Below are 19,083 nucleotides of genomic sequence, written 5' to 3'. Positions count from 1 at the left end.
CTACATATCAGTGACGCTCTCGGTCAGCGGGGCAGCAGGATCTGCACGATCGCGACGACCACGAGCGCCGCGATCGGGACGCCCGCGATCCAGGCGCCCGCCCGCATCTGGGTCCGGCGGATCGTGGGCGGTGCGTGCGAGGAGCGCGCGAACTCGGTCGCGGCCACGAGCTCCGGCGCCGCGGCGGGCGGTGCGGGCTCGGGCTGGGGGCGGTCGTCCTCGAACGCCGGGACCTCGACCACCAGGTCGGCGGGGTCGGGGCGGCCCGGGAGCTTGTCGTACGCGTTCGTCACGGTGCCTCCTCGTCCGGCGTTCTCCGACCAGTATGCGACCGGGACGGCACTCGGTGTGCAGGAGATGTCGAGTGCGGTCGCGGCACCCGATGTCTTCTGCTCACGAAGCGCCCGAGGCAGGCAGGTCCACGGTGAACGCGGTCCGGCCGGGCTCGGACGCGACCCGCACGATGCCGCCGTGCGCCACGACCACGGCCCGCACGATCGCGAGCCCGAGGCCGCTCGTGCCGTGCTCCCGTGAGCGCGAGGCCTCACCCCGGGTGAACCGGTCGAACAGGGTCGGCAGGGACTCGGCGGGGATCGGCGGCCCGTCGTTCGCCACGACGAAGCGGACGACGGCACCGTCCGACGCAGACGCAGACGCAGACGCCGACCGCGACCCGGGCACCGACTGCAACGACACCACGACGGCAGTCCCCGGCGGCGTGTGCGTCCGGGCGTTGGTCAACAGGTTCGTGACCACCCGTCGGAGCTGCACCTCGTCACCGGCCACGAGCACCGGCTGGTCGTCCACGATCTGCAGCGTCCACCGGTGGTCCGGCGCCGTCGCGCGGGCGTCCATCGTGGCGTCGACGACGAGCGACGTCAGGTCGACCGGCTCGCGGACGACCTGCGACGCCGGCGCCCCCGACGCCAGGGCCGAGGCGTCGAGCCGTGCGAGCAGCAGCAGCTCGTCGACGAGGTCGCCCATCCGGACGGCCTCACGTCCGATCCGTTCGACGTTGCGGTGCACGGCGTCCAGGTCCGAGGTCCGCTCCGACAGCTCGGCGTACGCCCGGACGGTGGCGATCGGGGTCCGCAGCTCGTGCGAGGCATCGGCGACGAACGTCCGCATGCCGGCCTCGGCGTCACGACGCACGGTGAGCGCTCGGACGACGTGGCCCAGCAGCCGGTTCAGCGCGTTGCCGACCTGCGCGACCTCGCGGTTCGCGCGCAGGTCGGCGTCGGAGACGCGGACGGGGATGTCCGGGTCTCCGCGTTCCAGGTCGAGTGCGGTCACGCCGGACGCCACCGCGGCGACGCGTTCGAGCGGACGGAGCGATCGACGGACGAGCACCGTGAGCGCCCACGCGGCGACGGCGAGCCCGAGCACCGTGACGACCCCGATGACGAGCAGCAACCGGGCGATCGCGGCGTCGAGGTCACCGAGGGGGAGCGCGGTGACGAACACGTCGCCGTCGTCGCTGACCGCCTGCGCCCGGTAGTCCCCGAGCGCGCCGAGTTCGACCGTCACGGGGTCGCCGCCGGTCTGCACCGCGGCGAGCGTCCGCTGCTGCGCCGCGGTCAGGCGGCGCTGGTCACCGTCCCCGTCGGTGTAGCCACCGAGCACCAGGTCGCCGTCTCGGACGATGGCGATGACCGTGCCCGCCGACTGCCCCGGCGCACCGATGAAGGCGTTGTCGGGATCCGGCAGATCATCCGAGTCCGACGACGAGGACGAGGACGACGACGAGGACGACGACGACGACGAGGACGACGACCCCGGCGGCGGCCCGGAGGCCCCGGGCGGCGGTTCGGCCCCGTCCCGTCCGCCGACCGTCCGCATCGCCGCCGTCGACAGCTCCGCGTCGAGCCGGTCGACCAGGTACCCCCGGAAGGCGACGACGGTCACCGCCCCCACGACGACGTTGGTCGCGACGAGCAGCAGGGCCACGGCCGCCACGATCCGCCAGCGCAGCGACGGCACACGCCCGGTGCGCCCGAGGCGGCTCACGTCGCCGGCCGGAGCACGTACCCCGCCCCACGGACGGTCTGCAGCATCGGCTCTCGTCCGGCGTCGAGCTTCTTCCGCAGGTACGACACGTACATGTCCACCAGGTTCGACGACGTGCCGAAGTCCATGCCCCACACGCTCGCCAGCAGCTGCTCGCGGGACAGCACCCGGTTGGCGTTCCGGGCCAGGTGCCGCAGCAGCTCGTACTCGGTCGGCGTGAGCTCGATCCGGTCCCCGGCACGGCTGACCGAGCGGGCGTCCTCGTCGAGGCGGAGGTCCCCGACCACGACCTCGGCGCTCGCCCCGGCCGCGGCGACCCGGGCCGAGGTGCGCGCCAGGATCCGCGCACGGACGAGCAGCTCCTCGATGCCGAAGGGCTTGGTCAGGTAGTCGTCGCCGCCGCCGGTCAGCCCGGCGAGCCGGTCCTCGGGGGCGTCGCGTGCGGTGAGGAACAGCACCCGCACGCCGTCGCGGGCGTCGCGGAGCCGTTCGAGCACCTCGAACCCGTCGATGTCCGGCAGCATCACGTCGAGCACGATCACGTCGGGCTGGAACTCCCGGGCCGCGAACAGCACGTCGCGCCCGCGGTGCACCGACCGCACGGCCCAGCCGTCGCCCGCGAACGCCAGGGCGACGGCCTCGGCCAGGGCGTGCTCGTCGTCGACGACGAGGGCGCGGACGGGGGAGCCGTCGGTGCGCTGCAGCGGGGTGCCGGGCATGTCCCGGAGCCTATCCACCGCGCCCTCGTCGCCGGTCACTCCGTGCTGCTCAGGTCGTAGACGGTCTGGCCGCCGACGGTCGTCGACCCGTAGTTCGCTGCGACCCACTCCTGGATCGCCGACGCGGTCGACGAGCCGCCGCCCATGCCGCCGCCGGAGCCGGACGACACGTAGTACCCGATGTCGCCGTCGGCGACGTAGGCCTTGAACTGCGCGAGCGTCGGTGCCGGGTCGCTCGACCAGCCGCCGATCGCCATCACGGCGGTGTCGGTGTCGAGTTCGAGCTGCGCGGCCGACTGCGATCCGTTGACCGCGGCCGCCCACTTCGCGTCGGATGCCTCGAGCAGCTCCTGCAGTGCGGACGAGGTCGACGCGCCCTCGCCACTACCCCCGGCCTGGAGGCCCGTCCCCGACCCGCCCTCGGAGGTCGCGTCGTCCGTGCCGTCCTGCCCACTGCCCGGTGCCGTACCGGACGTGCCGTCCGGCATCTCCGGCGCCTCGCCGGAGGCGCCGTCCGGCGGGGTCCCGCCGGGACCCTGCTGGGAGTCGGACGTGCTGTCGGAGCCGCCGTCGTCGGAGCCGGAGGTCGACCCACCCGGTCCGCCCGTGCCTCCCGGGAAGCCACCGGTGCCGCCGCCCATCCCACCGGAGCTGCTGCCCGCCGGACCGACGCTCGGGATCGAACCGGAGTGCGCGACGGTCGTCGTGGCGAGGGCGTAGGCGGTGGTGCCGGACAGGCCGAACAGGGTGCCGGCGAGGACGCCGACCGTGACGAGTCGGCGCAGCGACGGCACGCTGCCGATGACGATCAGTGCCGCGGACAGCAGCCCGCCGGCGAGCATCACCCAGCGCAGCCACGGCAGCCAGGTCGGGTTCTCGTTGAGGAGGCACCAGCCCCAGAACGCGGTCACGCCGATCATCGCAGCGAGGCCGAGGCGGCCGACGAAGCGGGCTCGTGCGTGCCAGAGCAGGGCGCCGCCGGTGCCGACGAGTCCGGCGATGGCCGGGGCGAGGGCGACCGTGTAGTACGGGTGGATCGTGCCGGACATGTACGAGAACACGAGTCCGGTGACCAGGAGCCAGCCACCCCAGAGGACCAGTCCGGCGCGTGCGGGATCGGCCAGGTGCCGACGGCCGACGACGACCAGCCCGACGACCAGGGCGATGAGCGCCGCGGGCAGGAGCCACGAGATCTCGAGCCCCATCTCGGACGAGAACAGGCGGTTCAGGCCCGTCGAGCCGCCGAACGAGCCTCCGGCGGTGCCGCCGGTCATGCCGCCGCCTCCGCCGCCGTTGCCCGAGCCTCCGAAGATCCGGCCGAGGCCGTTGTAGCCGAACACCAGGTCGAGCACGGTGTTGTTCGTCGAGCCGCCGATGTAGGGGCGGGACTCGGCGGGCCAGAGCCACACGGCGACGACCCACCAGCCCGCGGCCACCACGAGGGAACCGGCGGCGACGAGCAGACCGATCACCCGTCGGCCCCAGCCGGTGCGGGCGGCGAACAGGTAGACGAGGCCGAAGGCGGGCAGGACGAGCAGGCCCTGCAGCATCTTCGTCAGGAACGCGAACCCGAGGGCGACCCCGGCGAGCGCGATCCACTTCCAGCTGCCCTTCGGCAGCGCCCGCACCGTGCAGTACGCCCCGGCGGTCATCAGCAGGACGAGCAGGGCGTCCGGGTTGTCGAAGCGGAACATCAGTGCCGCGGCCGGGGTCGCTGCGACGACGAAGCCCGCGAGCAGTGCGCCGACGTTCGCGGTGGTGGCTCCGAGTCGGGCCACGGTGCGGCGGACCGTGCCCCAGACCAGGGCGACGGAACCGACGGCCATCAGCGCCTGGGGGAGCAGCAGGCTGAAGCTCGAGAAGCCGAACAGTCGGGCCGACAGCACCATCACCCACAGCGAGGCGGGTGGTTTGTCGACCGTGATGAAGTTCGATGAGTCGAGGGAGCCGAAGAAGAACGCCTCCCACGACTTCGTGCCGGCCTGCACGGCGGCGGCGTAGAAGCTGTTGGCGTACCCGGAGACGCTGAGGTCCCACAGGTACACCACGGCGGTCACGGCCAGGAGCGCCCAGAACGCCGGCCGGAGCCAGCGGGCGTCTTCGCGCTCGCCGAGGAACAGTCGGGCGAGGGGCGGGCGGCGCCGATCCCGGGCGGCACTGCGCGCGGGGTCGCGTCGGTCGGTCACGGGTATCGGGTACGTGGTCATGTCGATGAGCATCCGGGGCGTTCCCCGACTGCTGCACTGCGACGGCTATGTGCGGGCTAAGGACGCACGGTGCGCGGTTGGCCGGCGGGCGGCGGCGCGGCGCACGGTGCGCTGTTGTTCGGTCCGTGCGGGGTCGCCTGCTCGGTGCGCGGTTGTAGTGCTGCACAGGGCGGGCAACCTCGCACGGGCTGAGCGAGGCCGCACGGTGCGCGGTTGGCCGGCGGGCGGAGGCGCGGCGGGCGGAGGCGCGGCGGGCGGCGGCGCGGCGCACGGTGCGCTGTTGTTCGGTCCGTGCGGGGTCGCCTGCTCGGTGCGCGGTTGTAGCGCTGCACGGAGCGGGCAACCCCGCACAGGTTGAGCGAGGCCGCACGGTGCGGCGCCGGCACCCGGGCGGGCAACCTCGCACGGGTTGAGCGAGGCCGCACGGTGCGGCGCCGGCACCGGGGCGGGCAACCTCGCACGGGGTGAGCGAGGCCGCACGGTGCGAGGGGTCAGGCGTACCGCTGCGCTGCCCGAAGTGCGGCCCCGGAGTACGAGCCGCCGAACAGGAACACGTGCAGCAGCAGCGGCGCGAGCTGGTGGAGCTCGACGCGCTCCTGCCAGCCGTCGGCCAGCCGTGACTCCCGGTCGTAGGCGGCGAGCACCGTCTCGAGCCGGGGCAGCCCGAACAGCCCGAGCAGTGCCAGGTCGGTCTCCGCGTGCCCGCCGTGGGCGATCGGGTCGATGAGCACGGCGCCGGTTGGTTCGGACGAGTCCGTCGGCCAGAGGACGTTGCCTGCCCACAGGTCACCGTGCAGGCGTGCGGGTCGGTCCCCGACGAGCGCGGGCTGCGGGGACCCGAGTGTGCCGTCCTGCACGCGTGCGGCGACCCGCTCGAACACGGCGGCCTCGGCGTGGTCGAACCCGCCGGCGTCGACGATGCGGCGGACGAAGTCGCGGATTCGGTACTCGGCGAAGAACTCGCCCCAGGTCGCCGGTGCCTGCTCGGCCGTGACGAACGGCGTCCGCGAGCGGCCCATCCGCAGCGCCGCACCGCGGGTCCAGCCGGCGGGCGGTGCACCCCAGTGGTCGGCACCGGCGGCGTGGGTGTGTGCGAGGGACCGGCCGAACCGCTCGGCCTGGGCGGCGGTGGGGGAGCCGTCGGAGATGAGCTCGAGGTCGAGCACGGTCGGGGTCGGGCGCCCGAGCACGCGGGCGATGCGGGTGCCTCCGGTGTCCTCGGCCTCGGCGAGCCAGGCGAGTCCGGCGGCTTCGGCTGCCGCTTCGTCCGCGGTGGTGAACGTCTTCACGTGCGTCTCGGCCATCGGTCCATCCTGCCGAGGGGGCACCGTCGACCGTTCAGCCGACGGTCACCCGGTCACCCGGGCACCCGGGCACCCGGCGGACCGTTTACCCGGCGGACTGGTCACCCGGCGCCCCGGTCACCCGGTCACGCGCTCGGCTCTGCCCGCCGGGCCGCGTGCACCACGAGTGCCAGCTGCACCCGGTTCTCGACGCCGAACTTCTCGTACACGTGCCCGACGTGCGTCTTCACGGTGGCCAGGCCCACGTACAGGTCGGCGGCGATCTGCGCGTTGGACGCCCCGTTCGCCACGGCGAGTGCGACCTCCCGCTCCCGCTCGGTCAGCAGGGCGAGCATCCGGCGCGCCTCGGTGTCGTCCGCAGCGGCATCGACCGGTGGCCCGGCCGGTGCGCCGCCCGGGCCACCGGCCGCCTGGCCCGAGCGGGATCCGGCCGCGAACGCGATGACCCGGTCGAGCACGGACGGGGACAGGATCGAGCGCCCGGCCGCCACGGTCCGCACGGCCTGCACGAGTTCGTGCGGCGGGGTGTCCTTGAGCAGGAACCCACGGGCGCCGGCCTGCAGTGCTCCGAGCACGAGGTCGTCCCCCTCGAAGGTCGTCAGCACGAGGACGGCCAGGTCGGGTCGGCGGCGCAGTTCGCGTTCGGTGGCGACGAGTCCGTCGCACCGGGGCATCCGGATGTCCATGAGCACGACGTCGGGCGCGGTCGACGCGATGACGCCCTCGGCCTCGAACCCGTCGCCCGCTTCGCCCACCACCACCAGGCCGTCGTCGCCGCTGAGCAGCATGCGGAGCCCGACGCGCACGAGCTGGTCGTCGTCGACCAGGACGACGCGGACGGGAGCGGTCACGGGGTCCACGGCAGCACCGCCTCGACCACGTGCACGCGTCCGTCGTCGCTGCCGGCGCGGAAGCTCCCGCCGACGAGACGGGCGCGTTCGGCGAGCCCGCGCAGGCCGTGCCCGGCGGTCTTCCCGGACGCGTCCGCGTGCGCAGGTCCGTCGGTCAGCGTGTTCGACACCACCACCCGGACCCCGGGACCGGGGACGGTCTCGACCACCACGTCGACGGGTTGTCCGGGGGCGTGCCGACGGGCGTTCGTCAGCGATTCCTGCACGATCCGGTAGGCGTGCCGGCCGACTGCCGTCGGCACTGCTGCGCCGTCGGTGTCGACGCGCGCCCGGACGGTCGCACCGCCGGCACGCGCCTGGTCGAGCAGGGCGGGCAGGTCGACGAGCGTCGGCTGCGGAGGCGCGGTGCCGGTCACCTCGTCGCCGCCGTTCGCCGCGGGGTCGCGCAACACCCCGAGGACGTCGCGCAGGTCGGTCAGTGCGGAGTGCGCCTCGGCCCGTACGACCCCGGCAGCCGCGGCGGTCTCGTCGAGGGTGAGCCCCGGGCCGCGGTACTCGAGGGCACCGGCGTGCAGCGCGACCAGGGACAGCCGGTGGCCCAGGACGTCGTGCATCTCGCGGGCGATGTGGGCGCGCTCCTGCTCGCGGGCACGGTCCTCGCGCAGCTGCTGGTCGCGTTCGAGCAGGGCGGCCCGCTCACGCAGCGACAGCAGGAGCGCCCGGCGCTGCCCGATCGCGATGCCGATGACCACGAGCAGGGCGATGCCGACGACGCCCGCGATCAAGATCTGCCAGAGCGGCATGTCGTCGGCCGGGGGCGCCAGGACGACGTCGTAGAGCACCGTGGCACCGAGCAGCACCGCACCGGCGACGGCGAGCTCGACGGCCCGGCGCCGGGTGGCGAGCGACACCGTGGCGATCGCGGCCGCTCCGACCGCCAACGTCGACACCGAGCTGAGGGCACCGATGACGACGGTGATCACCAGCGGTGCCCGGTGCCGGAACGGCAGGAGGACGAGGGCGGCCAGACCGGCACCCACGTCGCCGAGGATCAGTGCGCCGACGTGCAGGTCGCTCCACCCACGGGTGTCCATCGTCGGCCACACGAGCCCCGCGGTGAGCAGCCCGGTCAGGGCCGCGACGGCGACACGCCAGGTCTGGGACCACACACGCTGCCCGAGCGGCACGGCGGGGAGCGTGGTCGAGGTCATGCCCCGAGCCTAGGGAGCCGTCGGGACGAGCGGATCCGCCGAAGGTCGGAGCTGCCGGAGCAGCCTGACCAGGGGGCGTCCCTCTCAGACCGCGTCGACCAGCGCCCGCGCCAACGGATGCCACGCACGGGACGACGGCCCGCTCAGCACCAGGGTCCGTTCGAGCCGCCGGGCCATCGGGATCATCACGAGGTCGGGCGGCAGCATCCCGCGGCCCAGGGTCGGCACGATCGACACGCCCTCGCCCCGCTGGATCATCCCGAACATCGTGCTCATCTCCCGCACCCGGTGGGCGTAGCGGAACGGGCGGCCGTCGAGTTCGTGGAGCTTCTGGATCTGGTACTCGCAGCCACCGCCGCCCGCCACCAGACCGTCCTCGTGCAGGTCGTCGAGGGTGAGCGCGGGCAGTTCGGCGAGGGGGTGGTCGCGGCGGATCACGGCGGCCATCTCGTCCCGCGCCACGACCACGCCACCCGCGGGTGCCGGCGACGGGTCGACGAGCACGGCGGCGTCGACGGTGCCGGCCTCGAGCCACTCCGGCATCTCGTCGTCGTCCCCCTCGTAGACCTGCACGTCGACGTCGGGCAGGGTCACCGCCCACAGCTCGCGGAGCCGCGGCAGCAGGCCCTGGCAGACGGTGGGGACGGCGGCGAGGCGCACGGTGCCGCGCGCCGTGGCGGGCCGGACCACCGCCTCCAGGGCTTCGACCGAGGCGAGCACGCTGCGGGCGTGGGCCAGCAGGCGGTCGCCCAGCGGTGTGGCGGCGGCGACCGTGCCGCGGCGCACCACGGGGCCGCCGACCTCGCGTTCGAGCCCGGCGACGGCGTGGGACACCGCGGACTGGCCGACGCCCAGCGCGGCGGCCGCTGCGGTGAAGGACCCGGCGTCGAGCGTGGCGACGAACGCGCGCAGTTGCTGGACCGAGACGGTCATGCGTCCTCCTCATGGCGGCATGAGTGACATGCGTTTGCCGCATGTCACCCGGTGGTCCGACACTAGGCCACGTGAACGCCCTCCTCTACGCCCTCGTCGCACTGACCTGGGGATCGAGCTTCCTCTTCGCGAAGATCGGACTCGACGGTCTCGCCCCGCAGCAGGTCGCCACCGTGCGGACCGTGCTCGGTGGGGTCACGCTGGTCGTGGTGCTCCTGGCGACCCGTCGGCGGTGGCCCCGGGAGCCGCGGACCTGGGCGCACCTGGCGGTCGTCGCGGTCTTCCTCAACGCGGTGCCGTCGTCGCTGATGGCGTGGGCCGAGCAGACGGTGCCGTCCGGGCTCGCGAGCATCTACAACGCGACGACGCCGATCATGACGCTGGCCGCGCTCGCGGTGCTCGTGCCGTCCGAACGGCTGCGCAGACGGCAGGTGCTCGGGATCGTGCTCGGCATCGTCGGGGTGCTCGTGCTGGTCGGCCCGTGGGACGTGCTGACCGACCCGGAGGTCCTGGCGAGCGTGCCGGGGCAGGTCGCGCTGCTCGGCATGACCGCGTCCTACGGCATCGGGCTCGCCTACCTGCGCCGGGTCGCGGTGGCGAGCGTGTACGACCCGGTCACGCTGGCGACGGTCCAGCTGACGCTGGCCTCCGGGATGCTCCTGCTGGTCGCGCCCGTCATCGCGACCGGTCCGGTGCAGCTGGACGGGAGGATCGTGGCCGCGATGATCGCACTCGGTTGCGTCGGCACGGGGCTGGCCTACGCCTGGAACACCCGGCTCGTGCAGGCGTGGGGCGCCGGTCGCGCCTCCACCGTCACGTACCTGACGCCGGTGGTCGGGGTGGCGCTCGGTGTGCTCGTGCTGGGGGAGCGGGTGCGGTGGAACGAGCCCGTCGGCGGACTCGTCGTCCTGCTCGGGATCGCCCTGGCGTCCGGGGTGCTCCTCCGTCGGCGGGAACCCGCGGCGTCCGCCGCCTGACCGGTCCGCCGGGTCGAGCCGTAGGATCGGCGGTGACGACGACGAGGTCGTCGACGAAGACGGAGACCGGCATGCACGACACCCACACCACCCGCGCGACCGCGTCGGTCGCAGCGATCCTCGCCGAGTCGGCGGCACGCTACCCGGACGACGTCGCCGTCATCGTGGGCGACGTCCGCACGACCTACGCCGAGCTGTGGGCGCAGACCCTGGCCTACGCCGGGGCACTCCGCGCGCGGGGCGTGACCGAGGGGTCGAAGGTGGCGATGCTCGTGCCGAACGTCGCGGACTTCCCCCGCGTGTACTACGCCACGCTGGCCCTCGGCGCGGTGGCCGTGCCCGTGCACGCGCTGCTGAAGCGCCGCGAGATCGAGTACGTCCTGCGCGACAGCGGCGCGACGCTGCTCGTCTGTGCTGCCCCGCTGCTCGGTGAGGGTGCCGCCGGTGCCGAGCTCGCCGGGGTCGACGTCGTCACCGTGCTCGCACCGGCGACGACCGACGACGGGTCCGCGGCCGGCCCCGACCGACTCGAGGCCCTGGCCGCGCAGAGCGAACCGCTCGACACCTACGTGCCGCGGCACCCGTTCGACACCGCCACGATCCTGTACACGAGCGGCACCACCGGCCAGCCCAAGGGTGCCGAGGGCTCGCACTTCGCGCTGCTCGAACAGGTCAACACGAACCTGATGACGACGTTCGACATGCACCGCGGGGACGTCCTGCTCGGCGCCCTGCCGCTGTTCCACACGTTCGGGCAGACCTGCACGATGAACACCGGGTTCCGGACCGGCGCGACGCTCGTCATGCTGCCGAAGTTCGACGGTGACACGGCGCTCGCCGCGATGGTCGAGCACGGCTGCGGCATCTTCATGGGCGTCCCGACGATGTACATGGCGCTGCTCGACGCCGCGACCCGGTCCGAGGCCCGTCCGACGCTCCGGTACGCGATCTCCGGCGGGGCCTCGCTCCCGCTGGCGGTGCTCGAGCGGTTCCAGCAGGTCTTCGACGCGCCGATCCACGAGGGGTACGGGCTGACCGAGACCTCGCCGGTCGCCACCTTCAACCACGTCGGGCAACCGCCGCGGCCCGGCACCATCGGCACCGCGGTGTGGGGCATCGACGTCGAGATCGCCGACCCCGAGGTCCGCGACGCGATCGTCATGCTGCCGCACGGTGAGATCGGCGAGCTCGTGATCCGCGGCCACAACCTGATGAACGGGTACCTCGACCGGCCCGAGGACACCGCCGAGGCCATCGTCGACGGGTGGTTCCGCACCGGTGACCTGGGCACGAAGGACGACGACGGGTACCTGACGATCGTCGACCGCACGAAGGACATGATCATCCGCAACGGCTACAACGTGTACCCGCGGCAGGTCGAGGAGGTCCTCGCCACCCACCCCGACGTCGCGATGGCCGCGGTGTTCGGCGTGCCGCACGCGGTGCACGGGCAAGAGGTCGAGGCCGCGGTGGTCCTGCGCGCCGGCGCGACCGTCGAGCCGCAGGTCCTGGTCGACTTCGTCGCCGCCGAGATCGCCGCCTACAAGTACCCGCGAGTGGTGCACGTGCTCGACGCGCTGCCGCTCGGCCCGAGCGGCAAGGTGCTCAAGCGTGAGCTCGTCGACCGCTTCAGCGTCGAGGTGACGGCGGTTCCGTGATCCGCCCCACGACCGCGCAGGGGCGATCCGTACGCTGACCGGGTGACCGCCAGCCGCACCCCGTCGACCGCGCGTCTGCTGTTCGCGTCGTCGCACCCCGGACCCACGGTCACCGTGACCGTCCTCGCCGCGGTGATCGCCGCCGCCGTGGGGCACCCCGTGTGGCTCGTGGTGCTGGTGGCGCTGACGGTCGTCGCCGGGCAGCTGTCCATCGGGCTGGCGAACGACTGGATCGACGCGGACCGTGACCGGGCCGTCGGGCGGAGCGACAAGCCCGTCGCCCGCGGCCTCATCGCCGTCGGTACCGTCCGTACCGCCGCCTACGCCACCGCCGGGATCGCCGTGGTGCTCTCGCTGTTCCTGGGGCCGGTCGCCGCGGTCGCGCACCTCGTGCTCGTCGCCGCGGGCTGGGCCTACGACGCCGGGCTGAAGCGTTCGGCGTGGTCGGTGACGCCGTTCGTCGTCGCCTTCGGGCTGCTGCCCGTCGTGTCCGTCGCGGCCGGGCCCGAGGGACAGTGGCCGGCGTGGTGGGCGATCGCCACCGGGGCCGTCTTCGGGATCGCCATCCACTGCACGAACGTGCTGCCCGACCTGGTCGACGACGCCGCCACCGGGGTGCGGGGCTTCCCGCACCGGCTCGGGCTCCGGGGCGCGGGGATCGTCGCGTTCGCCTCGCTCGTCGTCGCTGCAGCGCTGGTGCTCGGCGGACAGGTGCTCGGCGACGACCCCGTGCAGGGGCTCGGGGTCGTGCTCGCGGTCCTCGGTGCCGTCGTGGTGGCGGTGCTCGCCGTCGTCGGCGTCCGGTTGGTGCTCGCGGGGCGGGCGTCACGCACCCTGTTCCGGCTGGTCATCGCGTCGTCCCTCGTGCTCGTCGTCGAGCTCGGCTTCGCGGGCGCGCGACTCGTCGCCTGACGACGCGGAACAGACTGCGCGACTGCGCGACTGCGCGACTGCGCGACTGCGCGACTGCGCGACTGCGCCGGTGCGCCTGGACGCGAGCCGTCAGGCCCAGCGCATCGCGTAGAGCCGGGCCAGGCCGTGCGCGGTCGGCAGGGACAGGGCGGTCCGGAGCAGCGCCTCCCGGCCGGTCGCCGTGACGGGGCCGAGCGGACGGCCCAGTGCCATGTTCGCCTCGGCCTGCCGAGCCGCGCGGCGGGCGGCTGCCTGGCGGCGGGCGGCGTAGCCCGGCCACGGCCCGGCCGTGCCGGTGCGGACCGCTCCGGCGAGCAACGGCGCGAGCTCGGCGGCGTCGAGCCACCCCAGGTTCATGCCCTGCCCGCCGATCGGACTGATCTCGTGGGCGGCATCCCCGACGAGCACGGCTCGGCCGACGCCCACGCGGTCGGCGGTGCGGCGGCGCACCCGGAAGCCGCTGGTCATCGAGCAGGTCGCGGGGTCGGGGACGACACCGGTGCGCTCGGCGACGAGTGCGGCCAGGCGTGCGACGACCGCGGGGTCCGGCGTGCCCGTCCAGCTGCCCTCGGCCGAGGCGAACGCGTCGTCGTCCGGCACCAGGGCGACGTACCGGCGACGCGCACCCGGCAGTGGGAAGGACTCGACGACGCCGTCCGGGCCCACGTCGACCAGCGCGGCCGACCGGGCCGACGGTGCCTCGGGGTCGGCGAAGTCGCCCATCACGTAGCGGTCGGGGTACTCGCGCCCGGACGTGCCGATGCCGAGCAGGTCGCGGACGGCGCTCCGGGCACCGTCGGCCCCGACGACGAAGGCCGCACGGACCGTCACGGTGTCGCCGTCCGGTCCGGTCCCGGTGGCGTCGACGTGGTCGGGGTGCCGGGACAGCGCCGTCAGGGTGGTGCCGGTCCGCAGGGCGCTCGGTGCGCTGGCCCGGAGCCGGTCGCGGAGCAGGGACTCGGTGCGGTGCTGGTCGAGGGTGGCCACGTACGGGTGGGTCGGCGACGCACGGTCGAAGCGCAGGGTGCCCAGGGTCCGGCCACGGCTGCGGGCCACGCCGGCATGCACCAGTGACGCCTCGGCGAGCACCGCGGTGTCCAGGCCGATCGCGGCGAACGCGTCGAGGGATGGCGGGTGGATGCCGATGGCCCGCGAACCGGTCGGCGGCTCGGCCCGTCGTTCCCACACCCGGACGTCGACGCCCCGCGCCGCCAGGAGTGCCGCCAGGAACAGCCCGACGGGGCCGCCGCCGACGACGAGGACGTCGACGCGTTCGATGGGCACGGAGTGAGCCTACGGTGACCGATCGCCGCGGCGTTCAGTGAGCAGAAGGCGTCGGGTCAGCGGGCCGTACTCGACACCTTCTGCTCACTCGATGCGCTGCGCGGGCGCGGGCGCGTGCGCGGGCGCTGCGGTACTGCGGCATCGCGACCCGCTCGCACTCGTGCGCGGAACCGCTCGACGGGCACCTCGACGGCGTACGCGGCTCCGATCGACACGATCACCACCGCGCCGACCAGGCCGACCGAGCCCCAGGGGCCGATCGCGAAGGTGCCGAGCAGCGCGATCACCAGCGGGTGCCAGAGGTACGCCGAGTACGACACCCGGCGGCCGAACCACGACACCGGCGTCCAGGCCAGGGCGGCGGACACGGGGGAGCGGACCGAGACCAGCCCGCCGATCGCCACCGCCGCGATCAGCCCGGTCAGCGGGAGCACGATGCCGAACGTCGACGCGTGCTGCGTCCAGTCATCGTCGATCCAGAGGAGCACCCCGACCAGCAGCACGAGACCGAGCCAGGTCGCCACATGCCCGAGGACCCCGGCGGCCCGCACGCGCACCCGTTCGTCGTCGAGCAGCAGGGCCAGCCCGCAGCCGATCGCCAGCGGCACGACCCCGAGCACGGGCGAGAAGTAGACGTCGGGCGTGGCACCGCCGCTCGGGCTGCGGTAGCTCGCCCACGACGCCGCCGACGCCCCGACGACCAGGATCCCGAGCCCCGTCAACAGCCAGCGACGGCGGACCCGGAGTGCGGCGAGCAGGACCAGGACCGGCGGCCACACCAGGTAGAACTGCTCCTCCATCGACAGGCTCCACGTGTGCGCGAAGACGCCCTGCGAGGTGTCCCAGAAGGCGCGGAACAGGTTGCCCGTGTAGGTCAGCGCGATGAACGCCGCTTCGCCGGACTGCAGCGAAGCGCCCTTGTAGTCACCGACCCAGTTCCAGAGCAGGAGCCCGACGACGACGAACGCGAGCAGTGCCGGGTACAGGCGGAGCAACCGCTTCACCCAGAACGAGCCGAGGCGCACCCGCCCGGTGCGACGCCGTTCGCCGAGCAGCAGCGTCGTGATGAGGAAGCCCGACAGCACGAAGAACACCGTCACGCCGATGAAGCCGCCCTCGAACTGCGGCACGTGCAGGTGGTACAGGACGACGACCAGGATGGCGAGGGTCCGGAGTCCGTCGAGCGCGGGTGCGCGGTGCGTCAGCGGGGGTGGCGGAGCCTGCTGCGTCCCCGCCCCGGAGCGCTCCGGGGCGGCCGTGCGGTGCTGTGGCTGCGCCTGCGTCGGCGCGTGGGTCAGCGTGGTCGTCGCCATGGTCCCTCCCCGCGCTGCTCGGTTGCGTGTCGCCCACCAGGGTCCTCCTCGCGGGTAAGAGGAGTCTCAACGAGCGGCGCGCACCAGGCTCGTCGGCCTGCCCCGCGGTCCCGGGGTCCGCACCACGCGTCGGCGCCAGCCCCGCGCACCACGCGCCGGCCGGGAGGCCCGTGGCCGGCCCGCACCGCGCCTCCAGGCCCTCGCGCCCCGCGTCCACCGCACGCACACCGTGAGCAGGAACGGTCGGGTCCGACGTGCGGACCCGACCGTTCCTGCTCACCAAGCGAGCGTGCGAGCGAACGCGCGCGGCTACTCGGCCTTCTGCAGCTGCCAGGGGTCCGGCTCGCGGTCGCCGTTCGGGCGCACCGGCCGGACGTCGCCGACGATCGGGATCGAGCGCTTCCGCATGAACCACACGTAGCGGACGAAGAAGTGGGTCAGGGTCGACATCCGGTTGCCGGCGCCGAGCAGGCTCGTGATGTGCACGAACACCCAGGCGAGCCAGGCGACCGGGCCGACCATCGTGATCCCGCCGCGCAGCTGGGCGACCGCGGCGTTCGTGCCGATCGTCGCCATGGTGCCCTTGTCGAAGTACTTGAAGCGCTCGGTGGCCTTGCCCTCGAGCAGGCGCACGATCTGCCGCGCCGAGTGCCGTCCGCCCTGGAGCGCGGGCTGGGCGAGCTGGGCGAGGGCGTCGTCCTGCGCGGCGATGTCGCCGGCGGAGAAGATCCGTTCGGCGCCCTTCACGCTCAGGTCGTCGTTCACCTGGATGCGGCCACCGTGGGTCTGCGGCAGGCCCCAGCCGGAGACCTCCTTGTGGGCGGCGACACCGGTCGCCCAGATCACCTGCGACGCGGGGATGAACTCGCCGTCCGCGGTCATCACGCCGTCGCGCTTGACCTCGGAGACGCCGGTGTTCAGCCGCAGCACGACACCGCGCTTGCGGAGCACCTTGGCGGCGTAGCGGCGCAGGCGCGGGGCGAACGGCTTGAGGAGCTCGCCGCTGCGATGCACGAGCGTGATCGAGATGTTGCCGCGTTCGATCTCCGGGTACGCGCCGACGAGTGCCTGGTCGCGGAGCTCGGCGAGCGCGCCGGCCATCTCGACACCGGTCGCACCGCCACCGACGATCACGATGCGGATCTCGTCGGGGCCCTGGTTGGCCGCCGCTTCTTCGAGCCGGGTGAACAGCTCGTCGCGGATGCGGAGTGCCTGCGAGCGGGAGTACATCGAGTACGCGTACTCGTACGCACCGGGGGTGCCGAAGTAGCTCGTGTTCACGCCGTTGGCGAGGATCAGGTAGTCGTAGTGCAGGTGCTCACCGTCGGACATCTCGGCGATGCGCTCGTCGGTGCGGATGCCGGTGAGCAGGCCGTGACGGAACTCGGCGTTCGACTGGCGGGCCCGGAGCGAGCGCAGGAAGTACGTCACGTCGCCGGCGTTCAGGCCGCCCGTCGCCACCTGGTACATCAGGGGCTGGAACATGTTGTAGACGTGACGGTCGACCAGGGTCACCCGGACCGGCGCGTCGGCGAGCTCCCGCATGGCGGCCACACCGGCGAATCCACCGCCGACGATGACGACGTGCGGGCGGGTGTCCTGGGTCATGCTTGCTCCGGTGTTCCTCGGGTGCGGATGGTCACCCACGAGGGTACGCGCGGTTTGCCGGGGCGCATGACGGGCAGAGGCCGGGAGGCCCGTGGTGCGTCCGTCAGGCGTCGAACCGCCCGTAGGTGTTCAGCACGTTCCCCTTGCTCGTCACGGTGCTGTCGACCAGACGCAGGCGCGTGGGCGGATCGGTCGGTTCGAACAGTGGCCGGCCACGGCCGGCGATCGCCGGGTGGATCATGAGCTGCAGTTCGTCGAGGACCCCGGCGAACAGCAGGCTGCGGACGAGCGTGACACTGCCGCACACGGCGATGTCCGCCCCGTCGCGCTGCTGCAGGTCGCGGACGAACGCGGGGACGTCGCCCGGGATCAGCGTGCTGTTCTGCCAGGTCAGGTCGTCGCCGAGCGTGGTGGAGGCCACGTGCTTCTCGATCGGGTTGATCCACTGCCCGAAGGGGTCCTCCGGGTGGGCGGGCCACCACTCGGACCACTCGAGGTAGCTGTTCCGGCCGAGCAGCACGGTGTCGGTGCGGGCCATGAAGGCACCCATCCCGGCGCCGAGCTCGTCGTCGAAGCTGTCGTACTGGAACTCGTAGGGGTCCTGCACGACGCCGTCGACCGACGTGAACAGACCGGCAGTGGTCTTCCGCATGGGACGGATCGTACCCGCCGGTCAGCTCCCGGTGCCGTCGGTGCCGTCGGTGCTGCCGGGGGCCTGGCCGGTGCCGTTGCCCGGGAACCGGTTCGTGCCGGGCACCTGCGTCGTCGACTGCGTCCGGTCCGCACCGATCGCGTGGCCGATGGCGAACCCGACGCCTCCGCCGACGAGCAGTGCGGCGAGTCCGACGATCGCGGCGAGGAGCGGCCAGAACCACGGGGGCTTCGGGCCGGTGCTGCGGCGGTCGGTCGGGCTCGCGGCGCCGGCTGCGGCTCCGTACCAGGGGGTGGTGCCGTTCGGGGCGGTGGAGTCCCAGCCGCCCGGGGCGCCGGCGCCGGCGTCCGCACGGTACGGCTGCTGCTGCTGCTGTGGTTGTTGCGGCGCCGGGGCGTCGAGCGTGGAGGTCGACGTCGGGGTCGGGGCGGCGCCCCAGCCGGTCGGAGCCGTTGCCCGGTTCGCCCGGTCGGAGCCGTCCGGTTCGTGGCCGTTGGTGGGAGTGGTGTCGCTCATGCCAGGAGTGCACACGGCCCGGCTATGCGCGGCCGATGACGAGGCTGACCCGGTGCTGCGAACCGCCGCGTAGCCTCGGCTCGTGCGCGCTGCTGTGGAGACCGTCCGGATCGACGGGTTGCCCGTGCGCCTGCACACCATGGCGGCGCGAGAGCCGGTCCGCGACGACACCGACCCCACCGTCGTGTTCGTCCACGGCATCGGGATGTCGCACCGGTCCTTCGCCCGGTCGCAGCGCGCCGTCGCCGCTGAGCACCGCACGATCAGCGTCGACCTGCCGGGGTTCGGCTGGCTGCCCGCGGCCGGTCGGCGGCTGCCCATCGAGGAGCTCGGCGACGTGGTCGTGCGGGCGGTCCGTCACCTGGTCGACGGCGACCTGGTGCTCGTCGGGCAGTCGATGGGTGCCCAGGTCGTGGTCGAGTCCGCCCGGCGCCACCCGGAGACCGTCGCGGCGATCGTGCTCGTCGGTCCGGTGATCAACGCGGAACGGCGGTCGCTCCCGCTGCAGGCACTCGACCTGGGCCGCGACGGGTTCGTCGAGGGGGTCCGGATGAACGGCGTCCTGGTCACCGACTACCTGCGGAGCATGCGGCAGTACACGCGTGAGCTCGGGCCGATGCTCCGCTACCCGACCGAGCAGACGATCACCGAGGTGACGCAGCCCGTCCTCGTCGTCCGCGGCGCCCAGGACCCGATCGCGCGGCACGACTGGTCGGCTCGGGTCGCGGCCGCTGCGCCGAACGGCACCTTCGTGGAACTGGCCGGCCCGCACCACGTGCAGGAACGGCAGCCGGACGCCTTCGCACGCCTCCTCGAGACGTTCCGCAGCGCCGAGCGCCTGGAGGGGCTGCGATGACCCGGCCGACCACGTCGGGGACGGAGGCGGCGCGGACGGCGCGATCCGGGCCTCCAGGCCGTGTCCCGCTGGTGC

The 19,083-nt window shown here is 73.6% G+C and carries 17 protein-coding genes; 4 read left to right on the top strand and 13 right to left on the bottom strand.

Going from position 1 to position 19,083, the window contains the following annotated elements; translation table 11 throughout:
• Nucleotides 1-23: 23 nt before the first annotated feature.
• From DEJ04_RS12650 to DEJ04_RS12610, 8 genes are all read right to left on the bottom strand, one after another.
• Entirely contained in the window at nt 24-293 is a 270-nt protein-coding gene (locus tag DEJ04_RS12650) for a hypothetical protein (RefSeq protein WP_071406090.1), read from the bottom strand.
• Between the two features lie 100 nt (nt 294-393).
• Nucleotides 394-2,007 (bottom strand): cell wall metabolism sensor histidine kinase WalK, encoded by a 1,614-nt coding sequence (locus DEJ04_RS12645; protein WP_111047289.1) that lies wholly within the window; start codon nt 2,005-2,007, stop codon nt 394-396.
• Entirely contained in the window at nt 2,004-2,726 is a 723-nt protein-coding gene (locus DEJ04_RS12640) for a response regulator transcription factor (protein WP_111047288.1), read from the bottom strand. Before DEJ04_RS12640 ends, DEJ04_RS12645 begins: the two co-directional genes overlap by 4 nt.
• 35 nt (nt 2,727-2,761) lie before the next feature.
• On the bottom strand, nt 2,762-4,933 hold the full coding sequence (locus tag DEJ04_RS12635) for a glycosyltransferase family 39 protein (RefSeq protein WP_258371376.1): 2,172 nt from the start codon (nt 4,931-4,933) through the stop codon (nt 2,762-2,764).
• A 491-nt stretch (nt 4,934-5,424) separates the two neighbouring features.
• Complete coding sequence (locus DEJ04_RS12625) at nt 5,425-6,237, bottom strand: fructosamine kinase family protein (protein ID WP_111047286.1); 813 nt, start codon at nt 6,235-6,237, stop codon at nt 5,425-5,427.
• Between the two features lie 125 nt (nt 6,238-6,362).
• Nucleotides 6,363-7,097 carry a response regulator transcription factor gene (locus DEJ04_RS12620; RefSeq protein ID WP_111047285.1) on the bottom strand — a complete coding sequence of 245 codons (735 nt, stop codon included), beginning with the start codon at nt 7,095-7,097 and terminating at the stop codon, nt 6,363-6,365.
• On the bottom strand, nt 7,085-8,299 hold the full coding sequence (locus DEJ04_RS12615; protein WP_111047284.1) for a sensor histidine kinase: 1,215 nt from the start codon (nt 8,297-8,299) through the stop codon (nt 7,085-7,087). Before DEJ04_RS12615 ends, DEJ04_RS12620 begins: the two co-directional genes overlap by 13 nt.
• 84 nt (nt 8,300-8,383) lie before the next feature.
• Nucleotides 8,384-9,232: a LysR family transcriptional regulator gene (locus tag DEJ04_RS12610; RefSeq protein WP_111047283.1), complete on the bottom strand. Its 849-nt coding sequence runs from the start codon at nt 9,230-9,232 to the stop codon at nt 8,384-8,386.
• Between the two features lie 71 nt (nt 9,233-9,303).
• Here DEJ04_RS12610 and DEJ04_RS12605 point away from each other — a divergent pair, with 71 nt between their 5' ends.
• The 3 genes from DEJ04_RS12605 to DEJ04_RS12595 all read left to right on the top strand — a co-directional run bounded on the left by DEJ04_RS12605 (nt 9,304) and on the right by DEJ04_RS12595 (nt 12,779).
• Nucleotides 9,304-10,209 (top strand): DMT family transporter, encoded by a 906-nt coding sequence (locus DEJ04_RS12605; protein WP_111047282.1) that lies wholly within the window; start codon nt 9,304-9,306, stop codon nt 10,207-10,209.
• Nucleotides 10,210-10,280: 71 nt separating this feature from the next.
• On the top strand, nt 10,281-11,867 hold the full coding sequence (locus DEJ04_RS12600) for a long-chain fatty acid--CoA ligase (RefSeq protein ID WP_111047329.1): 1,587 nt from the start codon (nt 10,281-10,283) through the stop codon (nt 11,865-11,867).
• 42 nt (nt 11,868-11,909) lie between these two features.
• Entirely contained in the window at nt 11,910-12,779 is an 870-nt protein-coding gene (locus tag DEJ04_RS12595; protein WP_111047281.1) for a UbiA family prenyltransferase, read from the top strand.
• A gap of 90 nt (nt 12,780-12,869) precedes the next feature.
• On the opposite strand, the gene DEJ04_RS12590 is transcribed toward DEJ04_RS12595, so the two are convergent.
• The 5 genes from DEJ04_RS12590 to DEJ04_RS12570 form a co-directional block, all read right to left on the bottom strand.
• Nucleotides 12,870-14,063 carry an NAD(P)/FAD-dependent oxidoreductase gene (locus DEJ04_RS12590; RefSeq protein ID WP_258371375.1) on the bottom strand — a complete coding sequence of 398 codons (1,194 nt, stop codon included), beginning with the start codon at nt 14,061-14,063 and terminating at the stop codon, nt 12,870-12,872.
• 56 nt (nt 14,064-14,119) lie between these two features.
• Nucleotides 14,120-15,376, bottom strand: a complete 1,257-nt coding sequence (locus DEJ04_RS12585) for an acyltransferase (protein WP_111047280.1) — start codon at nt 15,374-15,376, stop codon at nt 14,120-14,122.
• 309 nt (nt 15,377-15,685) lie between these two features.
• Nucleotides 15,686-16,984 (bottom strand): NAD(P)/FAD-dependent oxidoreductase, encoded by a 1,299-nt coding sequence (locus DEJ04_RS12580; RefSeq protein WP_071406544.1) that lies wholly within the window; start codon nt 16,982-16,984, stop codon nt 15,686-15,688.
• Between the two features lie 103 nt (nt 16,985-17,087).
• Nucleotides 17,088-17,636: a dihydrofolate reductase family protein gene (locus tag DEJ04_RS12575; protein ID WP_111047279.1), complete on the bottom strand. Its 549-nt coding sequence runs from the start codon at nt 17,634-17,636 to the stop codon at nt 17,088-17,090.
• A 21-nt stretch (nt 17,637-17,657) separates the two neighbouring features.
• The gene (locus tag DEJ04_RS12570; protein ID WP_111047278.1) at nt 17,658-18,152 is read right to left on the bottom strand and encodes a hypothetical protein; all 495 of its coding nucleotides are present in this window, start codon (nt 18,150-18,152) and stop codon (nt 17,658-17,660) included.
• Nucleotides 18,153-18,234: 82 nt separating this feature from the next.
• Between DEJ04_RS12570 and DEJ04_RS12565 the strand changes: the two genes are divergently transcribed.
• Entirely contained in the window at nt 18,235-19,008 is a 774-nt protein-coding gene (locus DEJ04_RS12565) for an alpha/beta fold hydrolase (protein ID WP_128780784.1), read from the top strand.
• Nucleotides 19,009-19,083: the final 75 nt, after the last annotated feature.

The organism is Curtobacterium sp. MCLR17_044 (assembly GCF_003234435.1).
GTDB lineage: Bacteria > Actinomycetota > Actinomycetes > Actinomycetales > Microbacteriaceae > Curtobacterium > Curtobacterium flaccumfaciens.
The sequence above is the reverse complement of the archived record's forward strand: the minus strand, read 5'-3'. Positions and strand labels throughout refer to the sequence as shown.